Source organism: Bradyrhizobium sp. WSM4872, assembly GCF_055811715.1.
In genome coordinates, this window is sequence record NZ_JBVVPT010000004.1 from 101,029 (window position 1) to 123,377 (window position 22,349).

Sequence of the window (22,349 nt, forward strand, 5' to 3'; positions counted from 1 at the left end):
CAAAATGAGTGGAAGCGCGGCGGCGGTGATGACGAAGCCAGCCTTTCGCAAGGTCGAGTGGCTGGCGCGCGACATCGACGTCGAGCGCCGCGACGACGGCACCGTGGTGCTGAAGTCGCGCATCCCGCTGCAGACCTACGAGAAGCATATCCCGGCTTCGCTGGCAAAATGGGCGAAGGAAGCGCCGGAGCGGATCTGGCTTGCCCAGCGCGGCGGCCCCAACCGCGAATGGCGCAAATTGTCCTATGGCGAAGCCAAGCGCACCGTGGATGCGCTGACGCAAGGCCTGCTCAATCTTGCGCTCGATGGCCGCCCGGTCGCGATCCTCTCCGGCAATTCGATCGAGCACGCGCTGATGACCCAGGCCGCGATGCAGGCGCGCGTCCCGGCCGCGCCGGTTTCGCCAGCCTACTCATTGATGAGCCACGATCACGTCAAGCTGAAATATCTGTTCGACCTGATCAAGCCCGGCGTGGTGATGGTGCAGGACGGCCCGACCTTCGAGAAGGCGCTGAAAGCGCTCGATCTCACTGGCGTCACCGTCGTTCACGTCTTGCGGCCCTGCGAGAGCATCGAGAGCGTCAGCTTTGCCGAGCTCGCGGCGACAGCCGTGACTGCCGATGTCGAAGCATCGATCGCGAAGGTCACGCCTGAGACCGTCGGCAAACTGCTGTTCACGTCAGGCTCGACCGGCATGCCCAAGGCCGTCATCAACACGCAAGCGATGATGTGCGCCAATGCGGCGATGATGATGCAGGTGCGGCCGCGCGATCCCAGCGGTCCGATCTCGACCATGCTGGACTGGATGCCCTGGAACCACACCATGGGCGGCAACGCGGCGTTCCACCCGATCCTGGTCGACGGCGGCACGCTCTATATCGATGACGGCCGGCCGATGCCGGGCCAATTCGAGGAAACTCTCCGGAATCTGCGCGAGATCTCGCCGACCTATTACGCCAACGTCCCCGCCGGCTATGCCGCGCTCGCCGCAGCCATGGAGAAGGACGACGCGCTGTGCCGATCCTTCTTCAAGAATCTCTCGATCATGGCCTATGGCGGCGCGCGCCTGCCTGATGATCTTTACGACCGCATGCAGGCTCTCGCCGTGAAGACCACCGGCGAGCGCATCGTGTTCTACACCGGCTGGGGCTCGACCGAGACCGCGCCGACCTCGACTGGTACCTATTGGGACACCGAGCGCGTCGGTCTGATCGGCTTGCCGTTCCCCGGCGTCGAGTTGAAGATGGTGCCGTGCGGCTCGAAATACGAGCTGCGTCTGCGCGGCGTCAACGTCACGCCGGGCTATTTCGGCCAGCCTGACCTGACGAAGAAAATGTTCGACGAGGAAGGGTTTTATTGCATCGGTGACGCCGGAATCTTCGTCGACGACACCGACCCGGTGAAGGGCATCATCTTTGCCGGGCGCGTGGTCGAGGACTTCAAGCTGACCACGGGCACCTTCGTTCATGTAGGCTCGCTGCGTACAGATGCGATCGCTGCCGCGACGCCCGTCGTGCATGATGCGCTGGTCGCGGGGCAGGATCGCGCCTTCATCGGCCTGCTCGCCTGGCCGAACCTGCACGCCTGCCGCCAACTCGTCGGTACTCCCGATTTGAGCTTCGAGGACGCCGTGAAGCACCCCGAGGTGATCGCATGCTTCAGGCGCGGGCTGGAGGCTCACAACAAGGAGTGCGAAGGCGCCAGCAGTCGCATCATCGCGCGCGCCATGCTGATGGAGGAACCGCCCTCGATCGACGGCAACGAGCTCACCGACAAGGGCTACATCAACCAGCGCGCCGGCCTGGAGCGCCGTGCCGCGTTGGTGGAGCGGCTTTATGCGGACAAGCCCGACCAAGACGTCATCATTCTCAAGTAATCGACATCATCAACACGGATACGCGCCATGAACTTCGATTTCTCCGACGACCAGAAGCAGCTCCGCGATCAGGCGCGCAAATTCCTTACCGAGAAATGCTCGCCCAAAGTTGTGCGCACAGTTCTCGACGGCAAGGCGCCGTACGACAAGGAGCTCTGGAAGGGCCTCGCCGAGATGGGTTTTCTCGGTGTCGCAATCCCGGAGGACTTTGGCGGCGCGGGCGCGGGTCATCTCGAACTTTGCGTGATCGCTGAAGAGATGGGCCGGGCGAACGCGCCGGTGCCGTTTTCCTCCACCGTCTATCTCGCAGCCGAAGCGCTGCTGATCGCCGGCAGTGAGGCGCAGAAGAAGAAATGGTTGCCGGCCATTGCTTCGGGCGAGGCGATCGGCACGCTGGCGCTGTTCGAGGGCAAGGGCAATCCGTCGCCGAAGAACGTCAAGCTCACGGCTGCCAATGGCGTGCTCAACGGTGTCAAGAAGCCGGTCACCGATGGCGCGATCGCGGACTTCGCGGTGGTCGCGGCACGCACGGCATCGAGCGGGCGCGACGGCGACATCTCCTTGTTCATTGTCGATCTCAAGGACGGCGGCGTCGAGGTGAAAAGCCTGACCAATCTCGATCCAACCCGCGGACAGGCCGAGATCACTTTCAGGGATTGCAAGGCCGAGCCGCTGGGTGCGACCGGCGAAGGCTGGAGCATCTTGACCCAGGTGCTCGATCGCGCCGCGGTGCTCTGCGCGTTCGAGCAGGTCGGCGGCTCCGACCGCGCGCTGGAGATGGGCCGCGACTATGCGCTCGACCGCATCGCTTTCGGCCGACAGATCGGCTCGTTCCAGGCCGTCAAGCACATGCTGGCGGACATGTACGTGTCGGCGACGCTGGCGCGTTCCAACAGCTATTACGGCGCCTGGGCACTCTCGACCAACGCCGCGGAACTGCCGGAAGCCGCCGCCGCGGCCCGCATCAGCGCGACGCAGGCGTTCCAGCACTGCGCCAAGAACAACATCCAGGTTCACGGCGGCATGGGTTTCACCTGGGAGTTCGACTGCCACATGTACTACCGCCGCGCCAACGCCATGGCGCTCGGGCTCGGCAGCCTCTCTTATTGGGAAGACCAATTGATCGACCGCATGCGCAAGAAGAACGCGGCGTAGGCAAAGGCAACGTCATGAACTTCGACGATACCCCGCAGGAATCTGAATTTCGCGCCACTGCCCGCGCCTGGATCGCGGCCAATGCGCCCAAGCAGTACGAGGAGGAGCTTCGCAAATCCTCGCTCGGCCGCACGCAATTGAAGAACGCCAACATTCTGGAAGTGGCAAAGGCCTGGCAAAAGAAGAAGGCCGATGCCGGATGGGCCTGCCTGCATTGGCCGAAGGAGTATGGTGGCCGCGGCTCGTCGCCGATCGAACGTGTGATCTGGCAGCAGGAAGAGGGGCCGTTCGGTCAGCTATCCCGCATGTTCATCATCGGCCACGGCATGTGCGGGCCGACCATGATGGCGTTCGCGCGCGAGGAGCATAAGCGCGCCTATCTGCCGCCACTCGCCTCCGGCGAAAAGGTCTGGTGCCAGCTGTTCTCCGAACCGGCCGGCGGCTCCGACGTTGCGGGCCTGCGCACGCGCGCCGAGAAGGATGGCGATGACTGGGTGATCAACGGCCAGAAGATCTGGACGTCGGGCGCGCACTATTCCGATTACGGCATTTTGCTCACCCGCACCGATCCGACCGTGCCCAAGCACAAGGGCCTCACCATGTTCTTCCTGGACATGAAGAGCCCGGGCGTCGAGGTGCGGCCGATCAAGCAGGCGAGCGGCGCTTCCGACTTCAACGAGGTCTATTTCACCAACGTCCGCATTCCCGATCACCAGCGCCTCGGCGACGTCGGTGACGGCTGGAACGTCTCGCTGACCACGCTGATGAACGAGCGCAGCGCGATCGGCGCGGCGGTCTCGACCGGCTTCCCCGAGCTGTTCGAATATTGTTCGAGCCTGATGCTGGACGACGGCCCGGCAATCGAGGACCGCGCGGTGCGCTCGAAACTGGCGAACTGGGCGGTGAAGGCGAGCGGGCTGAAATACACCAGCATGCGCGCGATCTCCGCGCTGTCGAAGGGCGAGCGCCCGGGACCGGAAAACTCCATCGGCAAGCTGGTGGCGGGCTCGATGATCCAGGATGTCGCGACCTATGCGCTGGATCTGCAAGGCGCCGCAGGTGTGGTCAGCGGTCCTGAAGATTCCGAACTCGCCGGCCGCTTCCAGGCGATGCTGCTGCGCGCGCCGGGTACCCGCGTCGAAGGCGGCACCGACGAGATCATGCGCAACATCATCGCCGAGCGGGTGTTGGGCCTGCCCGGCGACATCAGGGTCGACAAGGACGTGCCGTTCAACAAGATCCCGACGAAGGGAAGAGGCTGATCGTGTCCCGGACGCGGTGCGGTACGAAGTACCGCGCCGCAGAGCCGGGACCCAGGAGGCCGCAATGGGCCCCGGCTCTGCAGCGCACCGCTTCGCGCTGCGCAGCGTCCGGGGCACGAGAGAGGAGAGTTCGAAGATGAATTTCGACGACACCCCGCAGGAAGCCGCATTCCGCAAGACCGCGCGCAAATGGGTCGAGGCCAATGCGCCGAAGGAGTTTTTGGCCGAGCTGTCAAAATCCTCGCTCGGCCGCATCCGGCTCGCCAACCACGACATCGTCGATGTCGGCAAGGCCTGGCAGAAGAAGAAGGCCGAAGGCAACTGGGCCTGCCTGCATTGGCCCAAGGAATATGGCGGCCGGGGTGCAACGCCGATCGAGCGGGTGATCTGGCAGCAGGAGGAAGGCGTCTATGGCAAGCTGACGCAGCCGTTCCAGATCGGCGAGGGCATGTGCGGCCCAACCGTGATGGCTTTTGGCAGCGAGGACGCCAAGCGGCGCCATTTGCCGAAGCTCGCCGCGGGCGAGGAGATCTGGTGTCAGCTGTTCTCCGAGCCGTCGGCGGGCTCCGACGTCGCGGGCTTGCGCACACGCGCGGAGAAGAAGGGCGACAATTGGGTTGTCACCGGCCAGAAGATCTGGACCTCGGGTGCGCACTATTCCGACTACGGACTTTTGATTGCGCGCACCGATCCCAATGTACCCAAGCACAAGGGGCTCACCATGTTCTTCCTGGACATGAAGAGCCCCGGCGTCGAGGTGCGGCCGATCAAGCAGGCCAACGGCATGCAGGAGTTCAACGAGGTCTATTTCACCGACGTCGTCATTCCCGACAGCCAGCGCCTCGGCGCGATCGGCGAGGGCTGGAGCGTCTCGCTGACCACGTTGATGAACGAGCGGATGTCGATTGGCTCGCGGCTTGCGACCGGCGTCCCCGAGATGTTCGAGTTCTGCTCCAATCTGATGCTGGAAGATGGCCTCGCCATCGACGATCCCGCCGTGCGCTCAAAACTTGCGAGCTGGGCGGTGAAGTCGAGCGGGCTGAAATACACCAGCTACCGCGCGATCTCGGCGCTGTCCAAGGGCGAGCGGCCGGGCCCGGAGAATTCGATCGGCAAGCTCGTCTCCGGCATGATGCTGCAGGACATCGCGACCTATGCCATGGACCTCCAGGGCGCGGCCGGCGTTCTCACCGGCACGGATGAAGAGACCGTGCAGGGTCAGTTCCAGCAGATGCTGCTGTCCTCGCCCTCGATGCGCATCGCGGGCGGCACCGACGAGATTTTGCGCAACATCATCGCCGAGCGCGTGCTGGGATTGCCGGGCGACATCCGCGTCGACAAAGACGTGCCGTATAACAAGATTCCGACCAAGGGACGGTGATCTAGCCTCTCGCTGCATCTCGTAGGGTGGGCAAAGCGAAGCGTGCCCACCATATGCAGATGCGCCGAGGTAAGTCTGTTGGTGGGCACGGCGCTATGCGCCTTTGCCTACCCTACGAAAAGAGTGCGAGCTGATCCATGGACGCTGCAGTCAATCAGAACAACCGCATTGGCGTGCTCGAAGAGCTGCTCAACGAGCGCTACTCGGTGCGCGCCTTCCTGGCCAAGGAAGTTGATCGCGCGACGATCGAACATTTGCTGACCACCGCGCAACGCACGGCGTCGTGGTGCAACAGCCAGCCCTGGCAGGTCGTCATCGCCAGCGGCGAGGCCAAGGAGCGTTTTCGCAGGCTGATCTACAAGGAGGCTTCGGGCGGTCTCGGGGACGACTATGATTTCCCGCCGCCGCGCGAATATCTCGGCGCCTATCTCGAGCGTCGTCGCGAGAGCGGTTTTCAGCTCTACAACACGCTCGGGATCGCGCGCGGAGACAAGATGGCCTATGCCAAGCAGGCGCTGGAGAACTACAATTTCTTCGGTGCGCCGCATGTGGCCATCATCCACACCGACGAGCCGCTCGGCATCTACGGTGCGATCGATTGCGGCGCCTATGTCTCGAACTTCATGCTGGCCGCGCAGGCGCTCGGGCTCGGCACGATTCCGCAGGCAGCGCTTGCGCGCCACTCCGGCCTGATCCGCCGCCATTTCAATCTGCCTGATGATCGCCGCATCGTTTGCGGCATTTCGTTCGGCTATGCCGACAATGCCCACAAGGTCAACAGCTACCGCACGTCGCGTGCGAGCGTGGCCGAGACCGTGACCTTCGTGGACGAGTGATCGAGGCGGCGCAGGCACGCATCAAGTTTCACGCTTCAGATATACGAAGACGGCCGCGGAAGCGGCCGCCTTCATCGCGGTCTCAGTCCGATTGACGCCGGCCGTCAGCCGCCGCTGCCGCCGATCACGGCGCGAATGGTCTCGTCGGGCCCGAAATCCTCGGCGCCGTCGACATAGAGCAGCGCCGCGAGCTTGGAGCGCGCACGGTTGACGCGGCTCTTGATCGTGCCGACTGCGCAGCCGCAGATCGAAGCCGCGTCCTCATAGGAGAAGCCGGAGGCGCCGACGAGGATCAGCGCTTCACGTTGGTCCTGCGGAAGCTTGTCGAGCGCCGTGCGGAATTCCTCGAACTCGAGATGGGCGTTCTGCGAAGGCTGCGTCTTCAGCGTCTTGGCATAGTTGCCTTCGGCATCTTCGACTTCCCGCCGTCGCTTGCGATAGTCGGAGCGGAACAGGTTGCGCAGGATCGTGAACAGCCACGCCGGCAGGTTGGAGCCGGGCTGGAACGAGTCGATGTTGGCGAGCGCGCGCAACAGCGTCTCCTGGACCAGATCGTCGGCGCGATCGGCATTGCCGCTGAGCGAAATGGCGAACGCGCGCAGGCTGGGCACGGCCGCCAGGATGTCGTTACGCAGGGAGTCCGTGAGAGGCATCAATCCCTCCCATTGTTGTCGTTAGAGCCGCCACCATTTTCCACTTGGGGTGCCGCTCCCGGCGCATCAAGTTTCTTGATCAGTTCCGCGAACCGGTCCGGAACCCCCTGCCGCACCACGTCGTCGTACATGGCGCGCAGCTGGTGCCCGATCCGGGATTGGATCTCCGGAGTGAGCCCTCCCTTGCCGGGGGTCGTGCTTTTGCTGGCTTGAGACTTGAGATCTTTCATGACCTGTTCCACGTTTCCCCGAGTTAAGTAGCTGTAAAATCGAGAAGTTCTCTCAACCGGGAGCCGTTCCCTGGATAGGCTCAATGCGAGTTGCGAGAAAAAGTTCCGCCCCTATGCGGAACTTTTCTCCGCCTGAGGCGTAATCAACCCAGCAGGGGAACCCGGGCCCCCCGCCTAACGCCTGCACGTCAAGGTCGGCCCGAAGATATATGGAGTGGGGATGTCCCGTTCACAGCTCGTTGCTGAACACTTGCCGTTGTTGCGCCGGTACGCACGCGCCCTGACCGGCAGCCAGTCCTCCGGTGACGCCTATGTCGCAGCCATGTTGGAAGCCATGCTGGGAGATCCGTCGGTGCTCGACGAGAGCCACGGGCCGCGCGCCGGCCTGTTCCGGCTGTTCACCCAGATATGGAATTCCGTTTCGGTCAACGACGATTCCGAGGTGACGAACCTGCCGATGCCGCCCGAGCGGCGGCTGTCGAACATCACGCCGTTGCCGCGGCAGGCCTTCCTGCTGCTCTCCCTCGAGGGATTCTCGGAAGAAGAGGTCGGCTACATTCTCGGCACCGACGTCGGCGAGACGCGCCGGCTTGCAGATGCCGCAGGGCGTGAGATGGCCGCCGAGATCGCCACCGACGTGCTGATCATCGAGGATGAGACCTTCATCGCCATGGATCTGGAGAGCCTGGTGAAGAATCTCGGCCACAATGTCGTTGGCGTCGCCCGCACCCACGCCGATGCGGTCGCCCTGGCCAAGAACAAGCGGCCCGGGCTGATCCTCGCCGACATCCAGCTCGCCGACGGCTCGTCGGGCCTCGACGCCGTCAATGAGCTGCTCCGCACCTTCGAAGTGCCGGTGGTGTTCATCACGGCGTACCCGGAGCGCTTCCTCACCGGCGAGCGTCCCGAGCCGGCGTTCCTGATCTCAAAGCCGTTCCAGCCGGCGATGGTGTCGGCGGTGGCGAGCCAGGCGCTGTTCTTCCAGCGCAACTCCCGCAACCGCGCGCCGAAGGTGCCGGCGGCGTAACTGCGACCGGCATTTGACGAAATCCGATCCGGCGTACCGCAAGGTGCGCCGGATTTTCGTTGACCGGCTTGCCACGCTTGACGGCTATCGAATTCGCCGCTCATACCTCATGCAGCGGCTGCGTTGCAGCCGCGCTGCCATCGGAGAAGTGTTCATGGACCAGCAACTCCTCGATCGTCTCGCCATCCGCGACCTCGTCGAGAACTGGGCGGTGTGGCGGGACGCCGGCGACTGGGAGCGCTTTGCCACGGTCTGGCATGAAGAGGGCTGGATGTCCGCCACCTGGTTTCAGGGGCCGGCGCGGGATTTCATGCGGGTCAGCCAGGAGGGGTTCGCCAAGGGCGTGCGCATCCTGCATTTCCTCGGCGGCTGCAGTATCGACCTCGAGGGGGCGCGCGCCATCGCGCAGACCAAGATGACCATCTCGCAGCGCGCGCCGGTGCACGACGTGCCCTGCGACGTCGTCTGCACCGGGCGCTTCTACGATTTCCTGGAGAAGCGGCAGGAAAAATGGGGCATCGTCCGCCGCCAGCCGATCTACGAGAAGGACCGGATCGACCGGGTCGATCCCGCCGCGACACTTCAGCTCGACCAGAAAGCCCTTGCCGCGCTCCCGGAAGGCTACCGCCACCTCGCCTACATGCAGGAGCTGATCGGCTACAAGGTCAAGCGCGACATGCCGGGCCTGACCGGGCCCGAGGTCGAGAAGCTCTATGGGGAGGGGCGGGAGTGGCTCGCGGGGAAGGGGAACTGAACGCCAGACAAAAGTAAGGCGCGACTGGCATCACCACAGTCGCGCCCTACGTCGCCGGCTTATGGGGCAGGGGGGAATAGCCGGCTGTTGAGACGACTCCCGTCCGCGAAAGTCGTTCCAGGCGGTTGCGAAATTTTTCGTGGGAATTTTTCGCGGCGGCGTGCCTTTTTCGCACACGGTTAAGTGATCTTAACGACTGAGAACTCCCGGTCACCTCCTCGCGTTGTTCCCGCGATCGCCATGGGGCGAGGGACCGACAACCATGTCACAGATTCAAAAGGTATTTTTAGGTGCCGTCGCGATCGCCGCGACGCTTGGCGCCGTCCAGGTCGGCGCCGTGCAGCTGGCGTCCGGCCATGATCTGGCCGACCGCTGGCAGCCGGTCGCTGACAAGCCGGGCCATAACGTCAATCGCTCCAGCAAAGCCGACCGGCTGGCCGAGATCAAGCAGGCTGAGGTTCCGACCCGCACCGTGTCGATGCGGCTGAACGATCTGGCCGACACGTCGGTGCTGCTGCGGGTCCCCGCGGTGATCGCGACCGGCAACGCCAAGCCGCCGGTGTTGCTCCCGGACCAGAAGCAGATCCGCAAAAAGCCGACGATCGCCTGCGAGCCGATGGTGAGCTCCTTGACCGAGGTCGCAAAACTGCTCCAGCCCGGCCGCTGCGTGACCTGACCGGCGTTTGCCACGGACAAGTCGCCCTCCCCCCGGAGGGCGATTGCTGACGTCCACTTGATCCCCCGCCCCCTCGCGTTATATCCCGGGTTTCTTCCCCTTTCGATTGACCGGGTAAACGCATGACGACGTCAGACACGGCTGTGCATACGCAGCCCTTCCAGGCCGAGGTTTCCGAGCTTTTGCACCTGATGGTGCATTCCGTCTATTCCGAGACCGATATCTTCCTGCGCGAGCTCGTCTCCAACGCATCGGATGCCTGCGACAAGCTGCGCTATGAGGCCATCGCTACTCCGGCGCTGCTGGGCGAAGGCGACGCGCTCAAGATCCGGATCATTCCGAACAAGACGGCTGGAACGCTTGCGATCGCCGACAACGGCATCGGCATGGAGCGGCAGGAGCTGATCGACCACCTCGGCACCATCGCCCGCTCGGGCACCAAGGCCTTCGTATCGAAGCTCAAGGAGGCCAAGGATGGCCTCGGCCTGATCGGCCAGTTCGGCGTCGGCTTCTATTCCGCCTTCATGGTCGCCGACAAGATCGTCGTGGTCAGCCGCCGCGCCGGCGAGAGCGACGTGTGGACCTGGACGTCCACAGGCGGGTCGGGCTTCGAGATCGCGCGTGCCAGCGAGGAGGATGCGGGCCGCGTGCAGCGCGGCACCGAGATCGTCCTGCATCTCAAGGACGATGCGAAGAAATATCTCGAAGCTTACGAGATCGAGCGCATCGTCGGCGCTTATTCCGACAACATCCTCTTCCCCATCGAGCTCGTGCCTGAAGAGGGTGAACCGCGCCAGATCAATTCTGCCAGCGCGCTCTGGCAGCGCTCGAAATCCGAGCTCACGCCGGAAGACTACAAGAAGGCCTATCAGCAGATCGCCTCCGCCTTCGACGATCCCGCGATGACGCTGCATTATCGCGCGGAGGGGCGTTACTCCTACGCCGTGCTGCTGTTCGCGCCGTCGACCAAACCGTTCGACCTGTTCGAGCCGAACCGCAAGGGGCGCGTCAAGCTGTATGTCCGCCGCGTCTTCATCACCGACGATGCCGATCTGCTGCCGGGCTACCTCCGCTTCATCCGCGGCGTCGTCGACAGCGAGGACCTCCCGCTCAACATCTCGCGCGAGATGCTTCAGAACAATCCGCAGCTCGCGCAGATCCGCAAGGCCGTGGCGACCCGCGTATTGTCCGAGCTCGAAAGCCTGGCGGCGAAGGATCCGGAGAACTTCGCGAAGATCTGGGAGGCCTTCGGCGCGGTGCTGAAGGAAGGCATCTACGAGGATTTCGAGCGCCGCGAAAAGCTGCTCGCGCTGTCGCGTTTCACCACGACCTCGGGCGAGAAGCGCTCGCTCAAGGACGTCATCGCCGATTTCAAGCCGAACCAAACCGAGATCTATTATCTCGTCGGCGACAGCATCGACCGGCTGAAGTCGAACCCCCGGCTCGAGGCGGCGACTGCGCGCGGCATCGAAGTTCTGCTGCTGTCCGATCCCGTCGACGCCTTCTGGACCTCGATGCCCTCGGAGTTTGACGGCAAGCCGCTGAAGTCGCTGAGCCAGGGCGATCTCAATCTCGACCTGATCCCGCGCGTCGACGAGGCCGACGAGGCGAAAAAGGACGAGCCGCCCGCCGACGAGGCCGCCACCATCGCGATGATCAAGGCCGCGCTCGGCGAGCGCGTCAGCGACGTCAAGGCCTCGACGCGTCTTACCAGCTCCGCTTCCTGCCTCGTCGCCGACAGCCAGGGCCCGAGCCGCGAGCTCGAGCGCATCCTGGCTCAGCAGAACCGTGGCATGCGCACCAAGCCGATCCTCGAGATCAACCTGCGCCATCCGCTGGTGACGGCGATCACGAAGGCTCAGGCCGGCTCCAAGACGGTTGACGATCTCAGCCTGCTCCTGCTCGAACAGGCGCAGATTCTGGACGGCGAGCTGCCGGAGGACCCTGCGGCGTTTGCGGCCAGACTGAACCGGCTGGTGTTGCAGGGGCTCGGCGGGTAGCCGGCGCAGGACATATGTGCCGCCGCGCTCATTCCGCCGCGTGATCCTTCTGCTCATCGCACGCGACGGTGGCTTGCGGCTTCTTCTCCATCCAGCGCGAGAGCAGGTCGGAGAAGCGGTCGAGGTAGAGGTAGACGACCGGGGTCGTGAACAGCGTCAGCGCCTGGCTTACGAGAAGGCCGCCGACCATCGCATAACCGAGCGGTTGGCGGATTTCGGAGCCGGTGCCGCTTCCGAGCATCAGCGGCACGCCGCCTAGCAGGGCGGCCATTGTTGTCATCATGATCGGGCGAAAGCGCAGCAGCGCCGCCTGGCGGATCGATTGCTCCGGGGTGAGATGCTGCTCGCGTTCGGCCGCGATGGCGAAATCCACCATCATGATGCCGTTCTTCTTGACGATGCCGATCAGGAGAATGACTCCGATCAGGGCAATGAGACTGAAGTCGAAGCCGAAGATCATCAGGATCACGACGGCGCCGACGCCAGCCGAGGGTAACGTGGACAGGATGGTCAGAGGATGGATGTAGCTCTCGTAGAGCACGCCCAGAATCAAATAGACCACAACCAGTGCGGCGAGGATCAGCAACGGCACGGTGCCGAGCGATTGCTGGAATGCCTGCGCGGTACCCTGAAAACTTGTTGCCAGCGCCGGCGGCGCGCGCATCTCGCGGACCGCGTGCAGCACCGCGTCGGTCGCCTGTCCCAGCGCCACGCCCTCGGCGAGATTAAAGCTGATCGTCACCGACGGAAATTGGCCTTGATGCGAGATCGCAAGCGGTCGCACGGGCACATTGGTCCAGTTGCAGAACACCGAGAGCGGCACCTCGTCGCCGGTAAGCGGTGATTTGAGATAGATCTTGTCGAGCGTACCGAGCTGGCCTTGCAGGTCCGGTGTGATCTCCAGGACGATGTGATAGCTGTTGGTCTGGGTAAAATATTGCGCGACCTGACGCTGGCCGAACGCGTCATAGAGGGTGTCGTCGATCAGCTGCGGGTGAATGCCGTAGCGTGCGGCGGTGTCGCGATTGATCCTGAGTTGAACCGTCGTGCCTTCGGTTTGCTGGTCGGTCGCGACGTCGCGCAGTTGCGGCAGCGTCTTCATCGCATCGAGGATTTTCGGCGCCCATTCGTTCAGTTCGGCGAGGTTAGCGTCCTGGAGCGTGAATTCGAACTGAGTGCGGGTGGCGCGGCCGCCGAGACGAACGTCCTGCGAGGCCTGCATATAGAGCTTGGCGCCCTCCACCTTGGCGATCTTGGGCCGCAGCCGCGCGATGATCTGCTGTGCGCCGGCATCGCGCTCCTCCAGCGGTTTCAAGGTGATGTACATGCGCCCCGAGTTCAGTGCCGTACCGCCGCCGCCGATGAACATCGCGATCGAATCGACGGCAGGGTCGGCCTGCACGATGGTGTTGAGTTCCACCTGGCGCCGTTTCATCTCGGCAAAGGAGATGTCCTGGGGCATCTCGGACACGGCTGTGAGGAAGCCGTTGTCCTGCTGCGGGAAGAAACCCTTCGGGATCAGGATGAAGAGGTAGATCGAGAGTGCTACGGTCGCGAAGAAGATGCAAAGCGTGACGAAACTGTGGCGCAGCGCGACGTCGAGCCCGCGTTCGTAGGCGCCGAGCACCACCCTTTCGAACATCCGCTCGCTCCACTGGTAAAAGCGGCCGTGCCGGGCCTCATGGTTGGCGCGCAGGAAGCGCGAGGCCATCATCGGCGTCAGGGTCAGCGACACCACCAGAGAAACAAGGATCGCCATCGCCAGCGTGACCGCGAATTCGCGGAACAGCCGGCCGATGATGCCGCCCATCAGGAGCAACGGGATCAGCACCGCGATCAGAGAGATGCTGATCGAGACGATCGTAAAGCCGATTTCGGCCGCGCCCTTGTAGGCCGCAGCAAGCGGCCTCTCGCCCTGCTCGACGTAACGGGTGATGTTCTCCAGCATCACGATGGCGTCGTCCACCACAAAGCCGACCGCGATCGTCAGCGCCATCAAGGAGAGGTTATCCAGCGAATAGCCGAAGACCCACATCAGCGAGCAGGCTCCCAGTAGCGCTAGCGGCACCGTGATGCTCGGGATAATCGTCGCCCAGAAGCTGCGGAGGAAGATGAAGATCACCATCACCACGAGCGCGATAGTGGTCATGAGCGTGATCTGTACGTCCTCGACGGCGGCGCGGATGGTGATGGTGCGGTCGCTGATGATCTTGATCGAGATCGCGGGCGGGATGGCCGCGATCAGCCGCGGCAGCTGCGCCTTGATGCGATCGACGGTCTCGATGACGTTGGCGCCGGGTTGCTTGAAGATGACGAGGAACACGCCGCGCTTGCCGTCGGCCCAAGCCGCCGTCTTCATGTCCTCCGGCCCTGCCACGGCCTCACCGATGTCGCGGATCCGCAATGGAGCGCCGTTGCGATAGGCGACGATGACGTCCTGCCAATGCTGGGCTTGGGTGAGCTGGTCGTTGGCGTAGATCGTGTAGGCGCGCTTGGCCCCGTCGATGCTGCCCTTCGGGCTGTCGGTGGTCGCAGCCGCGATCTGGGCGCGCACGTCCTCCAGCGACAGGCCCTTGGCGACGAGCTTGGCCGGATCGATCTGTATGCGTACGGAGGGTTTCTGCTGTCCGCCGACGAACACTTGGGCGACGCCGGATAACTGGCTGATCTGTTGCGCGAGCTGCGCATCGGTGCGGTCGCTGACGACGGTCAGCGGCAGCGTGTCGGACGTCGCGGACAGGATCATCACCGGCGAGTCCGCCGGGTTGACCTTGCGATAGGTGGGAGGCGAGGGCAGGTTCTTCGGCAATTGGCCGCTCGCTGCATTGATCGCTGCCTGCACATCGTTGGCGGCGGCGTCGATCTTGCGGTTGAGGTCGAACTGAATCGTGATCGACGCCGAACCCAGTGAGCTGGTCGACGTCATCTGCGTGATGCCGGGGATCTGTGCGAGCTGGCGTTCGAGCGGCTGCGCCACGGAAGAGGCCATGGTCTCGGGGCTGCCGCCGGGGAGCGAAGCCGAGAGCTGAATGGTCGGAAAGTCGACCTGAGGCAGCGGTGCAACCGGCAGCAGAGGATAGGCCACGAGGCCTACGAACAGGATGCCCGCCATCAGCAGTGAGGTGCCGATCGGATAGCGGATGAACGGAGACGAGAAGCTCTCTTGCATGCCCTGACACCACAGCCCTGGCCAGCGCATCTTCTCCCCGCGCACAGCGGAGTCGCGCCCGAGAGCGCAAGTGCGTTTCCTTCAGCCCATTTGCCTGTTGATTGCCCTGGAACATCGTCGGTCCGGGCCGGCGTTGTGATCGAAAGACTAGTACGTTCGCTTCGGCCAGCGAACGGATTCCTGCGCTGGATGCTTTGCGACCTTTGTCGAAGGAGAGCTGCACCGAGTTATGCGTTCCGCGCAGGCCGGAAAACTGGGTGCTTTCCACTTCCGCATCTTTGCGGCGCGATGTCTCACCCATTTCGTCGCGTGTCACAAGCCGGAGAGGTATGAAATAGGAACAATCGCTTCTGCCGCGCAGTTGTGCCATATCGAAATGACATAACGCGTGCCGTTGCCACCGATTCGAGGAATGTCCGATGCGCCTGCCGATCCTGACCCTCACCGCAATTGTTACGCTGTTCGCGGCGGCAGATGCCAGCGCCCAGACCTATGATCCGCGTTACCCGGTGTGCATGCACGTCTATATGCCCGGCGGCTTCGGCGGTGGCGGCGGCGATTATTTCGATTGCTCCTTCACCTCGCTGCCGCAGTGCCGTGCCACGGCTTCGGGTCGCTCGGCAAGCTGTGACGTCAATCCCTACTATGCGTTCGACCAACCCCCGCCGGCGCCCCGCCGGCGCCACAAGAAGGTGCACTAGCGTTCTGCAATGCGGCTTTCGGGGGGAATTCTTATGCGTCGCTTATTCGGCCTGATCATGACCGTCGGTGCCCTGCTCACGGCCGCGCCGTCGCATGCGCAGACCTTCGATCCGCGCTATCCCGTCTGCATGCACGTCTATTCCGGTGCGAACGGCGGCGGCGGGGAGTGGTACGATTGCTCTTTCACCTCAGTGCCGCAGTGCCAAGCTACCGCTTCGGGCCGCTCCGCCAGCTGCGATCTCAATCCGTATTATCCGTTCAACGCATCGCCGCAGCGCTTGCGCCATCAGCGAGGCTAGCGCTGCGCGGATCCAGCGCTTCCGCTTCGCGTGCAGACGCTACTCCTTCCGGATGCCCGACAGCTCCACCACCTTACGCCAGCGGTCTGTTTCCGCCGTCAGCATGCCGCCGAATTCACCGGCATTGCCGTGCAGCGGGATCGCGCCGAGCCCGGCGATGCGGGACTTGATCTCCGCATCGGACAGCGCGGCGTCGATCTCGCGGTTGAGGAGATCAACGATCTCGCGCGGCGTGTCGTGCGGAGCGCCGACACCGTAGAACGAACTCGTTTCGTAGCCGGTGAGCGTGTCCGCGATCGATGGCACGTCCGGCAGAATCTGCGAGCGCTCGCGCGTGGTGAGGCCGAGCGCGCGCAGCTTGCCGGCGCGCACGAGCTCGAAGGATGAAGTAACGTTGTCGAACATGCCCTGGATCTGGCCGCTCATCACGTCGGTCAATCCGGGAGCCGAGCCGCGATAGGGCACGTGGATGAACTGCACACCGGCCAGCGACTTGAACAGCTCTCCGGAGAGATGCAGCGAGGTGCCGATGCCGGATGAGGCGATCGACATCTTGCCGGGATTGGTCTTGGCGTAGGCGATGAAGTCGGCGACGCTGGTCACCGGCAGGTCGTTGTTGACGACCAGCACCAGCGGAATTCGTGCGACGCCGGCGACCGGCGCGATGCCCCGGGCGAAATCATACGGCAGCGCCGGGTCGAACGAGGCGTTGATGGCGTTCGCGGTCGAGGTCAGCAGCAGGGTGTGACCATCGGGGGCGGACGCGATCACCGCCTGCGTCCCGATATTGCTGCCGGCGCCAGGCTTGTTTTCGACGACGAAGGTCTGGCCGAGCCGGTCGGAGAGGCGCTGGCAGAGCAGCCGCGACAGCACGTCGGTGGCCCCGCCCGGCGCATAGGGCACCACCCATTTCACGCTGTGCGAGGGATAGGAGGGATTCCCGATCGCGAAGGCACGTGGCGTGCCGAGCACGGTTGCGGCAGAGGCCGCAGCCTGAAGGAAATGTCGCTTGGTGATCATCACACTCTCCAGTTCACCTCGCCGCAAGCAGGGCGAGGGGACACGCGCAACGCGCCCCGACAGGTGGCTTTGCTATTGCAAGAATTGCGATGTCGCGCACGCCGATCCCACCGGTTTGGTAAAGGATGACTAGAGTTAATCGCGCACTAACCCGGTTTTACCCTGTCTCTTAACATCTGGGCAGGGCGTGCGAGCTAAGCTGCCGGGAACAGCAGACACGTTCCGAAAGAATGAACGGCATGACAACCGGCGTGATCGAACCACCAAAAGCCGGGCGCGCACCTTCGGCTTCGAAAATCTGGCTGAAGGCGATCGAGCTCACTGCACGGATCGAGACGCTGCCGGGCCGGCTGTTCGCCGACGTCGTCGACGATTGGGCGCAGCGCCAACCCGATCGCATTGCGCTGGCCACCGATGACACGAGCCTCGACTATGAGGGGCTTTCGAAACGCATCAATCGTTATGCGCGGTGGGCGCGCTCGGCCGGTGTAGCCAAGGGCGACACTGTCGCGCTGATCATGCCGAACGGCATCGACTATGTCGCGGCCTGGCTCGGCATCAGCCGCGTCGGCGGCGTGGTGGCGTTGATCAACACCAAGCTCATCGGCCAGTCGCTCGCGCATTGCATCGGAGTCGCAAGGCCCGCTCACATCATTGTCGCGCACGAACTCAAGAATGCGCTGGACGACGCGTCGCCGCAGCTGAAGACGGAAGCAAAGGTCTGGACCCATGGCGATGCTCGCTGCGAGCGTGCGATCGATGTCGCGCTTGCCGCCCTCGATGACGGGCCGCTTTCGCCGGACGAGCGAGGCGACGTCACCATCGGCGACCGCGCCCTGCTGATCTACACCTCCGGCACGACCGGCCTGCCGAAAGCCGCAAGCATCAGCCACCGCCGCATCCTCAACTGGGGCTTTTGGTTCGCCGGCCTCACCGGTGCGACGCCGCAGGATCGGCTCTACGATTGCCTGCCGTTGTTCCACTCGGTCGGCGGCATCGTCGCGCCATGCAGCATGCTCGCCGCCGGCGGTTCGGTGGTGATCGCGGAAAAATTCTCAGCATCAAATTTCTGGCCCGACATCGTGCGCCACGACTGCACGTTGTTTCAGTATATCGGCGAGCTCTGCCGCTACCTGCTCAAGGCGCCGCCGTCGGAATACGAGAACCGGCATCGCCTCCGACTCGTCTGCGGGAACGGCCTGCGCGGTGACATCTGGGACGATTTTCAGGCGCGTTTCGCCATTCCGCGCATCCTCGAATTCTACGCGGCGACCGAAGGCAATTTCTCGCTGTTCAACGTCGAGGGCCAGCCCGGCGCGATCGGCCGCGTTCCGCCGCTGCTCGCGCATCGCTTCCCTGCAGGTCTCGTCAAGCTCGACCCTGATAACGGCGCGCCGCTGCGCAATGCGGAGGGGTTTTGTATTCCCTGCGCGCGCGGCGAAGCCGGCGAAGCCATAGGCCGCATCGGCACGGCGGATGAGGGCGGCGGTCGCTTCGAGGGCTACACCGAGGCGAGCGAGACCGAGAAGAAGATCCTGCGCGATGTCTTTGCTAAGGGCGATTCCTGGTTCCGCACCGGCGACCTGATGCGGCTCGACGAGAAGGGCTTCTTCCACTTCGTCGACCGCATCGGCGACACCTTTCGCTGGAAGGGCGAGAACGTCGCGACTTCGGAGGTCAATGACGCCGTGCGCGACTTCAGCGGCGTGGTCGACGCCACCACCTACGGCGTCAGCATCCTCGGCACCGACGGCCGCGCCGGCATGAGCGCGATCGTGGTAAACGAGGGCTTCGCCGTCGAGGCGCTGCCCGCCCATCTCGCACAGCGCCTGCCGGCTTATGCTCATCCCGTCTTCATACGCATCTCGCGTGAGCTCGACGCGACCGAGACGTTCAAGCAAAAAAAGGGCGAGCTCGCGCGCGAGGGGTTTGATCCGGGCGCGGTCTCCGACCCGCTGTTCATGTTGGACCCGAACACCGGCGCCTATGTCGCGCTGGACGCGGAGACGTATGCGCAAATCAACGAGGGTACGATCCGGCTCTAGCTCCCGAAAATTCGGAGATAGGTCCAATTTTATCCGAATTGTCCAAGAAGCCATTTACTTCTGTCGGGTAAACAAGCGGCCAAGGGAGGCGGTCATCAAGAGCCGCCGGAACACGAACGACAACAGAAGCGAGCCAGCCATGTCCGTACGGTCTAAGGTCATTGAAGCGATCCAGCAGATCGCCAAGGAACAGCACGTCGCGCTTCCCGCACTCTCGGACGATCTGTCCCTGCACGAGACGGGCTTCGACTCGCTCGCCTTCGCCATCCTGGTGGCGCGCCTCGAGGACGAGACCGGCGTCGACCCCTTTACCATCTCCGAGGACGCAGCGTTCCCCGCCACCGTGGGCGATTTCGTGCGAGCCTACGAAAATGTCCCCGCGTGAGATCTTTGCGCTTCGCGACCATCTCGGCGCGGAGCTGACCGGCCGCACGCTGTCGGATGCGCGCGATGTCGTGTCGCTGACGGATATCCTGTCGCAGACGGTCCTGGGTGGACGCTTGGGCGAGCTGTCCGGTCGCGCGGTGCTGCTGAAATTGTCCGACCAGCTCCGGTCGGGTCTTGCCATGATCGAGCTCGACGGTATCGCGCGCCGCATGCTGCTGTGCCCGCCCGATCTCAACCCCGCGCATCTCGATGCGCTGATGGCGGATGCCGGGATTGATGCCGTCGTCACCGACGAGCCCGATCGCTGGGCCGAGACCGGCGTGCCGCTGGTCGTCACCGCACAGCTGCCGCTTCAAGCCACCGCGCCGGCCAGGACCGAACGCGCCACGGAATGGCTGATGCTCACTTCGGGCACGTCGGGCGTGCCGAAAATCGCCGGCCATACGTTGGAGGCACTTACCGGGGCGATCGTTGCCGAGGGCCCCGCGAAGGGGCCCGCGCCAGTGTGGGCGACGTTCTACGACATCCGCCGCTATGGCGGCCTGCAGATATTCCTCCGCGCCGTCCTCTCCGGCGGATCGATGGTGCTGTCCGATCCGCATGAGGCGCTCGGCGATCACGTCACGCGGCTGAACGCGCGCGGCGTCTCCCATATCTCCGGCACGCCCTCGCACTGGCGCAAGCTGTTGATGAGTGGCTCGGCCGCGCGATTCGCGCCGCGCTACGTCCGCCTCTCCGGCGAGATCGCCGACCAGGCGGTGCTGGACGGCTTGAAGGCGGCGTTCCCGAATTCCTCCGTCGGCCATGCCTATGCATCGACCGAGGCCGGCGTCGGCTTTGCCGTCAATGACGGGCTGGAGGGCTTTCCGGCCGACTATCTCGGCAACCGCAACGGCGTCGAGATGAAGGTCGTCGACGGCTCGCTCCGTATCCGTTCGACCCGCACAGCGCACGCCTATATCGGCCGCGACGCGGCCGCGCTCACCGATGCGGACGGGTATGTCGATAGCGGCGATATCGTCGAATTGCGCGGCGACCGCTACTATTTCGTCGGCCGCCGCGGCGGCATCATCAATATCGGTGGGCTGAAGGTTCACCCCGAAGAGATCGAGGCGGTGATCAACCGTCATCCCGACGTGCGGATGTCGCGGGCGAAGTCACGCAAGAGCCCGATCACCGGCGGCATCGTCGTCGCCGACGTGATCCTGGCCGATGGCACCGATCCGGCGCGCGCGAAAGAGATCCGCGACCAGATCCTGGATCAGTGCCGCGCGCAGCTCGCGTCCCACAAGGTGCCGGCGGTGATCCGCTTCGTCGAAGCGCTCGACGTCACCCCGGCCGGCAAACTGGCGCGCACCGATGCATAATGTTCTCGTCACGGGTGGTAGCCGCGGCATCGGCCTTGCGATCGGCCAGCGGCTTGTCGATGGCGGCTACAACGTGATCGCGGCGGCGCGGCGCGAGAGCGACGAGCTCAAGAGGGCGATTGCCGGGTCGGAAGGGCGTCTCCATTTCCGCGCCTGCGACCTCGCCGTGATCGATGCGATTCCCGCTTTCGCAAAACTCGTGCGCGATGAATTCGGCCCGATCTACGGCCTCGTCAACAATGCCGGCCTCGGCACCGAAGGCCTGCTCGCGACCATGCACAATTCCGAGATCGAGGCGCTGGTGCAGCTCAACGTGCTGTCGCCGATCATTCTCACCAAATATGTCGCGCGCCAGATGATGGCCGACGGCGCCGGCCGCATCATCAACATCTCCTCGATCATTGCGACGACCGGCTATAACGGCCTCTCGGTTTACGGTGCGACCAAGGCCGCCGCCACGGGCTTCACCCGTTCGCTCGCGCGCGAGGTCGGCAAGCTCGGCATCACCGTGAACGCGATCGCGCCGGGTTTCATCGACACCGAGCTGACGCACAACCTGTCCGACGACAGCCGCAAGCGCATCGCCGGCCGCAGCGCGCTACGCCGCCTGCCGGAGACCGACGACGTCGCGCGGATGGTGGAATATCTGTTGGGCGAGGGCGGTCGCAATGTGACGGGTACCGTGTTCACGGTCGACGCGGGCAACACGGCCTAGGCGGAACTTCACCGCCACAATTGCATTGATCCGGCGCAATGACATCATCCGGATTTGGTCGTAAGATCCCGCGCAATCGATTGGGTTACGTCAATCGATCTGCCCTAATCGTTAGGGAGCAGTCCATGACCGCTTCGAGCCAGATCAAGGCGTCGGCAAAGCCATCTTGCGCACAGCAAAGCGACGTTCACAGCCAGGCCGTTCACTGCGAGCCGATGTCTCATCAAAATTCCGGTGACCACGGTTACGAAATGTATCCGCAGAAATTCGTGCGTCTGGTCGGCTGCCACGACGTCCCCTCATCCGCGCCGCGTAAGCGCGAGGGCGAGAAGCTGCACTAGACATTCAGGTCCGGTGCTTCGGCAGGTCAATCCGTTCGTGTGAGAACTCCGGCGGGCCGTCGGTCAGGCGGCGGATCCTGCGCTCGCGTTCGTCTTCAGATAGGGCAGGATCGAGCAGTCCCTCGAGTTCATGCACCGCAAGCTCTTCGATCCTGGTGGCATCCGAAGCGAGCGGGTGCCCTGGCGGGAGTGCCGGGGGCGCGACCTTCAGGCCCAGCTCGACCAGCTGACGGATGGCATCTGAGCGCGACAGGTGATGGGTTTCGGCCCAACTATCGACGGCGGCGGTCAGGCTTTCCGGCATCTTCACCGCGCTGATCGGATCACGCCCAGTGCGCCGGCTTACCGGAGCGATGGAGTCCTTCCCGTCGAAGTCGGACACGTCGATGTTCCCGCGCAATCATGTCAGATCATCGAGACTAGACGCCATTTGCGGCCCGCTGTTTGATGCCGA

At 63.9% G+C, this 22,349-nt stretch carries 21 protein-coding genes; 16 read left to right on the forward strand and 5 right to left on the reverse strand.

Features of this window, described 5'->3' with window-relative positions; translation table 11 throughout:
• Nucleotides 1–4: 4 nt before the first annotated feature.
• From AC0L3C_RS07990 to AC0L3C_RS08010, 5 genes are all read left to right on the forward strand, one after another.
• Nucleotides 5–1,876, forward strand: coding sequence for an AMP-binding protein (locus tag AC0L3C_RS07990; protein WP_473407614.1), 1,872 nt, complete (start codon nucleotides 5–7; stop codon nucleotides 1,874–1,876).
• 27 nt (nucleotides 1,877–1,903) lie between these two features.
• Entirely contained in the window at nucleotides 1,904–3,031 is a 1,128-nt protein-coding gene (locus AC0L3C_RS07995; RefSeq protein WP_473407615.1) for an acyl-CoA dehydrogenase family protein, read from the forward strand.
• 14 nt (nucleotides 3,032–3,045) lie between these two features.
• Complete coding sequence (locus tag AC0L3C_RS08000) at nucleotides 3,046–4,293, forward strand: acyl-CoA dehydrogenase (RefSeq protein ID WP_473407616.1); 1,248 nt, start codon at nucleotides 3,046–3,048, stop codon at nucleotides 4,291–4,293.
• A gap of 136 nt (nucleotides 4,294–4,429) precedes the next feature.
• Nucleotides 4,430–5,674 (forward strand): acyl-CoA dehydrogenase, encoded by a 1,245-nt coding sequence (locus AC0L3C_RS08005; RefSeq protein ID WP_473407617.1) that lies wholly within the window; start codon nucleotides 4,430–4,432, stop codon nucleotides 5,672–5,674.
• 137 nt (nucleotides 5,675–5,811) lie between these two features.
• Nucleotides 5,812–6,510, forward strand: coding sequence for a nitroreductase (locus AC0L3C_RS08010; protein WP_473282622.1), 699 nt, complete (start codon nucleotides 5,812–5,814; stop codon nucleotides 6,508–6,510).
• A 104-nt stretch (nucleotides 6,511–6,614) separates the two neighbouring features.
• On the opposite strand, the gene AC0L3C_RS08015 is transcribed toward AC0L3C_RS08010, so the two are convergent.
• Together AC0L3C_RS08015 and AC0L3C_RS08020 are read right to left on the reverse strand one after the other, a co-directional pair.
• The gene (locus AC0L3C_RS08015; protein WP_007597240.1) at nucleotides 6,615–7,163 is read right to left on the reverse strand and encodes a sigma-70 family RNA polymerase sigma factor; all 549 of its coding nucleotides are present in this window, start codon (nucleotides 7,161–7,163) and stop codon (nucleotides 6,615–6,617) included.
• Nucleotides 7,163–7,393, reverse strand: coding sequence for a NepR family anti-sigma factor (locus tag AC0L3C_RS08020; RefSeq protein WP_027565572.1), 231 nt, complete (start codon nucleotides 7,391–7,393; stop codon nucleotides 7,163–7,165). Before AC0L3C_RS08020 ends, AC0L3C_RS08015 begins: the two co-directional genes overlap by 1 nt.
• A gap of 220 nt (nucleotides 7,394–7,613) precedes the next feature.
• Between AC0L3C_RS08020 and AC0L3C_RS08025 the strand changes: the two genes are divergently transcribed.
• From AC0L3C_RS08025 to htpG, 4 genes are all read left to right on the forward strand, one after another.
• Entirely contained in the window at nucleotides 7,614–8,420 is an 807-nt protein-coding gene (locus AC0L3C_RS08025) for a response regulator (RefSeq protein ID WP_007597237.1), read from the forward strand.
• Nucleotides 8,421–8,574: 154 nt separating this feature from the next.
• Nucleotides 8,575–9,174 (forward strand): nuclear transport factor 2 family protein, encoded by a 600-nt coding sequence (locus AC0L3C_RS08030; RefSeq protein ID WP_473407618.1) that lies wholly within the window; start codon nucleotides 8,575–8,577, stop codon nucleotides 9,172–9,174.
• Between the two features lie 262 nt (nucleotides 9,175–9,436).
• A complete protein-coding gene (locus AC0L3C_RS08035) occupies nucleotides 9,437–9,850 on the forward strand; it encodes a hypothetical protein (protein ID WP_473407619.1) in 414 nt (137 codons plus the stop codon).
• Between the two features lie 122 nt (nucleotides 9,851–9,972).
• Nucleotides 9,973–11,850, forward strand: coding sequence for a molecular chaperone HtpG (gene htpG / locus AC0L3C_RS08040; protein WP_473407620.1), 1,878 nt, complete (start codon nucleotides 9,973–9,975; stop codon nucleotides 11,848–11,850).
• 28 nt (nucleotides 11,851–11,878) lie between these two features.
• Here the strand turns inward: htpG and AC0L3C_RS08045 are convergent, their stop codons facing one another.
• Nucleotides 11,879–15,019: an efflux RND transporter permease subunit gene (locus AC0L3C_RS08045; RefSeq protein ID WP_473407621.1), complete on the reverse strand. Its 3,141-nt coding sequence runs from the start codon at nucleotides 15,017–15,019 to the stop codon at nucleotides 11,879–11,881.
• A gap of 419 nt (nucleotides 15,020–15,438) precedes the next feature.
• Between AC0L3C_RS08045 and AC0L3C_RS08050 the strand changes: the two genes are divergently transcribed.
• Both AC0L3C_RS08050 and AC0L3C_RS08055 read left to right on the forward strand, forming a co-directional pair.
• The gene (locus tag AC0L3C_RS08050; protein WP_473282630.1) at nucleotides 15,439–15,720 is read left to right on the forward strand and encodes a DUF3551 domain-containing protein; all 282 of its coding nucleotides are present in this window, start codon (nucleotides 15,439–15,441) and stop codon (nucleotides 15,718–15,720) included.
• Between the two features lie 33 nt (nucleotides 15,721–15,753).
• Nucleotides 15,754–16,020, forward strand: coding sequence for a DUF3551 domain-containing protein (locus AC0L3C_RS08055; protein ID WP_473407622.1), 267 nt, complete (start codon nucleotides 15,754–15,756; stop codon nucleotides 16,018–16,020).
• 39 nt (nucleotides 16,021–16,059) lie between these two features.
• Here AC0L3C_RS08055 and AC0L3C_RS08060 read toward each other — a convergent pair whose 3' ends face one another.
• Nucleotides 16,060–17,040: a Bug family tripartite tricarboxylate transporter substrate binding protein gene (locus AC0L3C_RS08060; protein WP_473407623.1), complete on the reverse strand. Its 981-nt coding sequence runs from the start codon at nucleotides 17,038–17,040 to the stop codon at nucleotides 16,060–16,062.
• Between the two features lie 230 nt (nucleotides 17,041–17,270).
• On the opposite strand from AC0L3C_RS08060, the gene AC0L3C_RS08065 reads away from it, so the two are divergent.
• The 5 genes from AC0L3C_RS08065 (at nucleotide 17,271) to AC0L3C_RS08085 (ending at nucleotide 21,895) form a co-directional block, all read left to right on the forward strand.
• Nucleotides 17,271–19,085 carry a long-chain-acyl-CoA synthetase gene (locus AC0L3C_RS08065; RefSeq protein ID WP_473407624.1) on the forward strand — a complete coding sequence of 605 codons (1,815 nt, stop codon included), beginning with the start codon at nucleotides 17,271–17,273 and terminating at the stop codon, nucleotides 19,083–19,085.
• 139 nt (nucleotides 19,086–19,224) lie between these two features.
• Complete coding sequence (locus AC0L3C_RS08070) at nucleotides 19,225–19,470, forward strand: acyl carrier protein (RefSeq protein ID WP_007597226.1); 246 nt, start codon at nucleotides 19,225–19,227, stop codon at nucleotides 19,468–19,470.
• Nucleotides 19,457–20,839, forward strand: a complete 1,383-nt coding sequence (locus AC0L3C_RS08075; RefSeq protein ID WP_473407625.1) for a class I adenylate-forming enzyme family protein — start codon at nucleotides 19,457–19,459, stop codon at nucleotides 20,837–20,839. The genes AC0L3C_RS08070 and AC0L3C_RS08075 overlap by 14 nt, the downstream gene beginning before the upstream one ends.
• Nucleotides 20,832–21,554, forward strand: coding sequence for an SDR family NAD(P)-dependent oxidoreductase (locus tag AC0L3C_RS08080; protein WP_473263761.1), 723 nt, complete (start codon nucleotides 20,832–20,834; stop codon nucleotides 21,552–21,554). Before AC0L3C_RS08075 ends, AC0L3C_RS08080 begins: the two co-directional genes overlap by 8 nt.
• Before the next feature lie 125 nt (nucleotides 21,555–21,679).
• A complete protein-coding gene (locus tag AC0L3C_RS08085; RefSeq protein WP_473263760.1) occupies nucleotides 21,680–21,895 on the forward strand; it encodes a hypothetical protein in 216 nt (71 codons plus the stop codon).
• A 4-nt stretch (nucleotides 21,896–21,899) separates the two neighbouring features.
• Here AC0L3C_RS08085 and AC0L3C_RS08090 read toward each other — a convergent pair whose 3' ends face one another.
• The gene (locus AC0L3C_RS08090; protein ID WP_473263759.1) at nucleotides 21,900–22,277 is read right to left on the reverse strand and encodes a ribbon-helix-helix domain-containing protein; all 378 of its coding nucleotides are present in this window, start codon (nucleotides 22,275–22,277) and stop codon (nucleotides 21,900–21,902) included.
• Between the last annotated feature and the right edge of the window lie 72 nt (nucleotides 22,278–22,349).

Excerpts from the sequence above, each read along its gene's own strand:
- AC0L3C_RS07990 (WP_473407614.1), top strand. The coding sequence starts at position 5 with ATGAGTGGAAGCGCGGCGGCGGTGATGACGAAGCCAGCCTTTCGCAAG.
- AC0L3C_RS07995 (WP_473407615.1), top strand. The coding sequence starts at position 1,904 with ATGAACTTCGATTTCTCCGACGACCAGAAGCAGCTCCGCGATCAGGCG.
- AC0L3C_RS08000 (WP_473407616.1), top strand. The coding sequence starts at position 3,046 with ATGAACTTCGACGATACCCCGCAGGAATCTGAATTTCGCGCCACTGCC.
- AC0L3C_RS08005 (WP_473407617.1), top strand. The coding sequence starts at position 4,430 with ATGAATTTCGACGACACCCCGCAGGAAGCCGCATTCCGCAAGACCGCG.
- AC0L3C_RS08010 (WP_473282622.1), top strand. The coding sequence starts at position 5,812 with ATGGACGCTGCAGTCAATCAGAACAACCGCATTGGCGTGCTCGAAGAG.
- AC0L3C_RS08015 (WP_007597240.1), bottom strand. The coding sequence starts at position 7,163 with ATGCCTCTCACGGACTCCCTGCGTAACGACATCCTGGCGGCCGTGCCC.
- AC0L3C_RS08020 (WP_027565572.1), bottom strand. The coding sequence starts at position 7,393 with ATGAAAGATCTCAAGTCTCAAGCCAGCAAAAGCACGACCCCCGGCAAG.
- AC0L3C_RS08025 (WP_007597237.1), top strand. The coding sequence starts at position 7,614 with ATGTCCCGTTCACAGCTCGTTGCTGAACACTTGCCGTTGTTGCGCCGG.
- AC0L3C_RS08030 (WP_473407618.1), top strand. The coding sequence starts at position 8,575 with ATGGACCAGCAACTCCTCGATCGTCTCGCCATCCGCGACCTCGTCGAG.
- AC0L3C_RS08035 (WP_473407619.1), top strand. The coding sequence starts at position 9,437 with ATGTCACAGATTCAAAAGGTATTTTTAGGTGCCGTCGCGATCGCCGCG.
- htpG (WP_473407620.1), top strand. The coding sequence starts at position 9,973 with ATGACGACGTCAGACACGGCTGTGCATACGCAGCCCTTCCAGGCCGAG.
- AC0L3C_RS08045 (WP_473407621.1), bottom strand. The coding sequence starts at position 15,019 with ATGCAAGAGAGCTTCTCGTCTCCGTTCATCCGCTATCCGATCGGCACC.
- AC0L3C_RS08050 (WP_473282630.1), top strand. The coding sequence starts at position 15,439 with ATGCGCCTGCCGATCCTGACCCTCACCGCAATTGTTACGCTGTTCGCG.
- AC0L3C_RS08055 (WP_473407622.1), top strand. The coding sequence starts at position 15,754 with ATGCGTCGCTTATTCGGCCTGATCATGACCGTCGGTGCCCTGCTCACG.
- AC0L3C_RS08060 (WP_473407623.1), bottom strand. The coding sequence starts at position 17,040 with ATGATCACCAAGCGACATTTCCTTCAGGCTGCGGCCTCTGCCGCAACC.
- AC0L3C_RS08065 (WP_473407624.1), top strand. The coding sequence starts at position 17,271 with ATGAACGGCATGACAACCGGCGTGATCGAACCACCAAAAGCCGGGCGC.
- AC0L3C_RS08070 (WP_007597226.1), top strand. The coding sequence starts at position 19,225 with ATGTCCGTACGGTCTAAGGTCATTGAAGCGATCCAGCAGATCGCCAAG.
- AC0L3C_RS08075 (WP_473407625.1), top strand. The coding sequence starts at position 19,457 with ATGTCCCCGCGTGAGATCTTTGCGCTTCGCGACCATCTCGGCGCGGAG.
- AC0L3C_RS08080 (WP_473263761.1), top strand. The coding sequence starts at position 20,832 with ATGCATAATGTTCTCGTCACGGGTGGTAGCCGCGGCATCGGCCTTGCG.
- AC0L3C_RS08085 (WP_473263760.1), top strand. The coding sequence starts at position 21,680 with ATGACCGCTTCGAGCCAGATCAAGGCGTCGGCAAAGCCATCTTGCGCA.